The sequence below is a fragment of the Desulfitobacterium sp. genome, assembly GCF_982384815.1.
On the sequence record NZ_CEVWNY010000162.1, the window covers coordinates 1 to 5,046 of the forward strand.

The window sequence follows — 5,046 nt, forward strand, 5'->3', positions numbered from 1 at the left end:
CTTTGCGAAACTGTTTTAGAATAAGCCCCATAATGGAGACTACTAAGGCGATCCCTACAATCTGCCATATTTCCACATCCAGACCTCCCTAATAGATCTGAAATACGCTGCGCACAAGGTTAAAGAGGTCGGCCACAGCCTGAACGACAATATAAAGCACCACAACCACCCCTGCCAAAACGGTTAATTGAGCGATATCTTTACGATTGGCCTGCTCAAGGACCATAACGAGAACTCCCACAAGAAGCCCGATTCCGGCAATTTTCATCACCATGTAAAAATCCATACTCCCCACCTCATTACTGCTAAATTAAGAAAAGAACTCCGGCGATTCCCCCCAAGAATCCAAGATACGACCACATCTTGGCTTGCTTCTCAGACCATTGGGTTGCATGTTCCTTAATAAGGGCGACTTGCTGTTTCACCAGTTCGATTTGCTTATGCTGTTCCTGTCGATCAGAGCGTCCCAGGCCTTTACCGATATCTTTGATCACCTGCCAATCCTCATTCTTTAAACAAAAGTTCTTCATTTGGTTGGAGATGGTGGTATTCCATGCATAATGTGCCCCTTCACCCTTTTGCAGACGCTCGGCTAGCTCGGCAAAAAAGCCTGACCAGGCCCCCTCAGTTCTTTCACTTAATATGGAAAAGGCCTCCGGTAGGGGGGTGCTGCCCCAAAAAATCTCCGTATCAAGCAGGGTCAGGGCCGTTAAGCACTCCCTTAACTCCACCGGTCGCTTGCGAATTCTTGCTGCCCAGTAGAGCCCCAAACCGCCGCAGCCCAGAATCATTAAAACCGCTCCAGCCCAAATCACTTCCGATCCCCCCTTATTTACCTACATGGGCAATACCTTGCACTTCATTTAACGAGATAATTTTTTCTATGGTTCCGGGGCCCCGGCGGCGGCTTATTACCACTACCCGCTCAAAGACCCCGAATTCGAACAATGGTCTTAAGGTAGGCCTTCGTAATGCTTCCTCAAGATCTGAAGCATGAGCGGTGCTCAGAATCTTGACCCCGGTGCGCAGGGCATCCAGGACGGCCTCCGCATCTTCGGGATGACCTAACTCATCTACGGCGATCACCTGAGGAGACATGGAACGGACCAACATACTAATTCCCATCCGCTTAGGACAACCATCCAAAACATCAGTGCGCCACCCTAGGTTATAGGCGGGTACTCCCTGCCACATACCGGCCAGTTCCCGTCGCTCATCCACTACCCCAACCGTCTGTCCCCGGATATTGGGATTAGAACTACCATCGCTTAGCCTTCGGATCAAGTCCCTTAATAAAGTGGTTTTGCCGGCTCGGGGAGGGGAAATTATTAAAGTATGATAGAGGGAGCCGTCTTTGCGTAAAAGTTTCGGTAAAATCAGTTCGGCCCTTCCCTCTATGGCCTTGGCAAGTCGGATATTGAGCGCCGATATATGTTTTAAAGTTTGCAATTCTCCGTTTTTTAAGATAGCTTCACCGGTAATGCCTACCCGATGGCCCCCCGGCAAAGTGATAAAGCCCTGCTTCATTTCCTCTTCCGCCGCGTAAAGTGAACTCTGGGTCATTCGTTCCAGGGTCTGAAAGATATCCTCCCTTTGGATCGGATACCCTAGCTCAGGGGCCACAACCCTTCCTTGATTATCAATAAAAAACTCCTTATGACTTCCTAAAAGCAGTAAGGGCTTGCCGATGCGCAGGCGAATTTCCTCGATATCCGTAAAGGAAATATCTCTAATTCGTAAAAAAATTTGCACAAGCTGTTCACCAAACCAGTGCATAAGGTCTGCTTGGGGCCCCTGTAAAGGCACCTCAACCGCTCCTTGCCTAGCTGCTGCCTTTTCCGGAACTTTTCCCGGTTCTTTTTCCGCTACTGTCTTTGGCCTATTTTCGGGATGTAAAGTATAACGAAGCGACACAGCATCATCCCCCTTTGATAAAAGGTATGTCCGAAAATCAAGTTTTAGACATGCTTATGATCAAAAAAGATCCTTCGCAAAACTACATCTGCCTTTCCTTTACCGGGCGGCGGCGAAGTATCATGACCCGATAAACAAAAACAAAAAGAGATTCGGTTTACCTTCTATAGGCAAAGCGAATCTCTATAACTGCCAAGTTCCCCTATAACTGCAAAAGAACGGGTAAAATCATGGGCCTTCTCCGGGTTCTATCCCAAAGGTATTGACTTAAGGATTCATAAATAGCACCCCGCAGAACTCCCCATTCCCAGCGTTCTTTACTGATCTGTGCTTCGATGCTGGCGGCTACCACCTTTTTTGCGCCTTCTACTAACTCTTCGGCCTCTTTCATAAAGGTAAAGCCCCGGGAAATAATATCCGGTCCGGAAACTAAAGTGGTTGGCGATCCTTTGCTCAGGGCCGCCACGACTACCATCACCCCATCTTGGGAGAGCTGTTGACGGTCCCTTAAGACAATCTGACCCACATCCCCGATTCCTAACCCATCGACGAAGACACTTCCGGACTCCACACGCTCCGCCAGCTCCATTTTATCTCTATCGAGGAGAACCCTGGTACCGATCTGAGTTACGGCAATCTTTTGGTCATCATAGCCCATCAGATTAGCGATTTTGCGAAAAGCAGCCTGATGCCTAACCTCCCCATGATGGGGAATTAAGAATTTGGGACTGGTTAAACGGATGATTAATTTTATCTCCTCCTGGTTGGCGTGACCTGAGACATGGACCAGTCCCATATCCTTTGTTATTACATCAGCACCGATTTGGAAAAGGTGATTGATGGTTCTCCCGATTAACTTCTCATTCCCCGGTACCGGAGTTGCAGAAATAACTACCGTATCACCGGCGGAAACATTCACCATCCGATGACTTCCCGTAGCCATCCGCGTTAAGGCTGCTAAGGGTTCTCCCTGACTGCCGGTGGTTAAAACTAGTAATCGTGAAGGAGAAATCTCATTTACCGCACTTGTCTCAATCAGCATATCCGGATCCGGAAGGTATAAATACCCTAATTCCCGTGCGGTAGCAACTACCTCCTCCATACTCCTCCCAACCACACAGACTTTTCGCTTGAGAATAGCAGCCGCTTCTATAGCCTGCTGAATCCGATGGACATTGGAGGCGAAGGTCGCCATGATAATCTTGCCCTCCGCCTTGGAAAAAGCGTCCATCAAAGTCTTGCCTACAACTCTTTCCGAGATGGTGGTTCCGCTTCGTTCAGCATTAGTGGAATCGCAGATTAGGGCAAGTACACCTTCTCGACCCCAGGCTGCCAGTTTTCCTAAATCAATATCTTGTCCATCAATAGGGGTATAATCCACCTTGAAGTCCCCGGTGTAAATAACCCTTCCTGCCGGCGTTAAGATACCGTAGCCCACCGCATCGGGTATACTATGGGTCACCCGGAAGGCTTCTACCTGCAGATCTCCCGCTTGTACCGGTTCGCCGGGATTAATAACTCTAAGTAAATTCTCCGGATATCCTCCCCTGTCCCTGAGCTTGGCACGGACTAATCCCATCGTCAGCTTTGTCCCATAGACGGGAACATTTAATTTTGGCAGGATAAAAGGCAGTCCGCCGATATGATCTTCATGCCCGTGAGTAATGAAAATACCATGGATTTTATCTTTACGTTTTTCCAGATAAGTGATGTCGGGGATGACAAGATCAATCCCTAATTGTTCATCATCAGGAAACTTGACCCCACCGTCAATGACGATAATCGAGTCACCATATTCGAAAACCAAAAGATTTTTGCCAATCTCACCGGTGCCTCCTAAGGGAATCACGCTTAGCTTCATAAATAAAAAACCTCCTCTGATAAACCTTTCTAAGCAAAGGTTTCCCATAAGGAGGTATTATGATGCGAATTGCCCATTGCTAACCGCCACTAAATCTTTTGCTTCTTAAGTGTGATAAGTGGCGCTAAGCCCCGGACATAGGAAGCTAGCTTGCTTTGCAAGCTTTAGCTGACTCGTCCACGGAGTGGGAAAGTCAACTAAACTTCAGATGGAGTCAAAACTCCATCTAAAGTAAGTTTCCTTTATGCCCGTTGGACATAGTTGCCGGTGCGGGTATCAATGATGAGCTGTTCGCCCTCGTTTACAAAGAATGGAACTTGAACAATAGCACCGGTTTCCAAAGTAGCCGGTTTGGAACCGCCGGTTGCGGTATCTCCCCGCACACCCGGCTCAGTGTGAGCTACCGTAAGAACGACTGTATTGGGTAGATCAACGCCGATTACGGTACCATTGAAGAAAAGCACACCCAAATTCATGTTTTCTTTTAAATATTTTACCCCGTCGCCGATTTGAGCTTCATTGAGGGTGGTTTGCTCATAGGTTTCATTATCCATTACCGCAAAGAGATCCCCGTCTTTATAGAGATATTGCATCTCACGGCGCTCTACATGAGCTTTGGGTACTTTTTCACCGGCATTAAACTTCCGCTCAATTACGCCACCGGTCTTGACATTCTTTAACTTAGTTCTAACGAAAGCTGCACCTTTACCAGGTTTAACATGCTGGAACTCGATAATTGTATACACGTCATTATCCACTTCAATTGTAACACCGGTTTTAAACTCATTGGATGAAATCATAATTATCCTCCTAAAATTAATTCATTTATTAATTAGCTTGTCCCACTCGAAACAAATTTACTTCGATTAGACAAAAACTTTAACTAGTAAATAAGTTTGAGTAACCTTATCAATATTAGGCGGTGGATACCTAGGTTTGCATAATTAGCGAGTAAGCCTTCTATATAATGAACCACCAAAGCCTATTGTGTCAAGACCTCAAGTGCATAACTCATGGCTAAAATATAGCTTTTTTTTCCTAGACCGGAGATTTGCCCGCGACATACCGGGGCAATCACAGAGGTTTTGCGGAATTCCTCCCGAGCATGAATATTGGATAAATGAACTTCAACGGTCGGCACTTGAACACTGCTGATAGCATCACGAATAGCATAGCTGTAATGAGTCCAAGCTGCGGGATTAATGATCAAAAAATCTTCCGTCCCCATGCTATGTATCCACTGAATCAGTTCACCTTCAAAGTTTGTTTGC

At 46.7% G+C, this 5,046-nt stretch carries 6 protein-coding genes; all 6 read right to left on the bottom strand.

Going from position 1 to position 5,046, the window contains the following annotated elements; all coding sequences use genetic code 11:
• Positions 1-88 precede the first annotated feature (88 nt).
• Positions 89-286, bottom strand: a complete 198-nt coding sequence (gene spoIIIAC / locus AC1U9U_RS15440) for a stage III sporulation protein AC (RefSeq protein ID WP_014794732.1) — start codon at positions 284-286, stop codon at positions 89-91.
• A 19-nt stretch (positions 287-305) separates the two neighbouring features.
• A complete protein-coding gene (locus tag AC1U9U_RS15445; protein ID WP_479961445.1) occupies positions 306-815 on the bottom strand; it encodes a stage III sporulation protein AB in 510 nt (169 codons plus the stop codon).
• Positions 816-828: 13 nt separating this feature from the next.
• On the bottom strand, positions 829-1,776 hold the full coding sequence (spoIIIAA, locus tag AC1U9U_RS15450; protein WP_479961449.1) for a stage III sporulation protein AA: 948 nt from the start codon (positions 1,774-1,776) through the stop codon (positions 829-831).
• Between the two features lie 340 nt (positions 1,777-2,116).
• Complete coding sequence (locus AC1U9U_RS15455; RefSeq protein WP_479961446.1) at positions 2,117-3,775, bottom strand: ribonuclease J; 1,659 nt, start codon at positions 3,773-3,775, stop codon at positions 2,117-2,119.
• Positions 3,776-4,017: 242 nt separating this feature from the next.
• On the bottom strand, positions 4,018-4,575 hold the full coding sequence (efp, locus tag AC1U9U_RS15460; RefSeq protein ID WP_479961447.1) for an elongation factor P: 558 nt from the start codon (positions 4,573-4,575) through the stop codon (positions 4,018-4,020).
• Between the two features lie 182 nt (positions 4,576-4,757).
• Positions 4,758-5,046: type II 3-dehydroquinate dehydratase (locus AC1U9U_RS15465; RefSeq protein ID WP_479961448.1), on the bottom strand; the 289-nt coding region annotated here is incomplete at its 5' end.

Bases quoted from the DNA above. Each gene is read 5' to 3' on its own strand.
- AC1U9U_RS15455 (WP_479961446.1), bottom strand. From the start codon at position 3,775: ATGAAGCTAAGCGTGATTCCCTTAGGAGGCACCGGTGAGATTGGCAAA.
- spoIIIAC (WP_014794732.1), bottom strand. From the start codon at position 286: ATGGATTTTTACATGGTGATGAAAATTGCCGGAATCGGGCTTCTTGTG.
- spoIIIAA (WP_479961449.1), bottom strand. From the start codon at position 1,776: ATGCACTGGTTTGGTGAACAGCTTGTGCAAATTTTTTTACGAATTAGA.
- efp (WP_479961447.1), bottom strand. From the start codon at position 4,575: ATGATTTCATCCAATGAGTTTAAAACCGGTGTTACAATTGAAGTGGAT.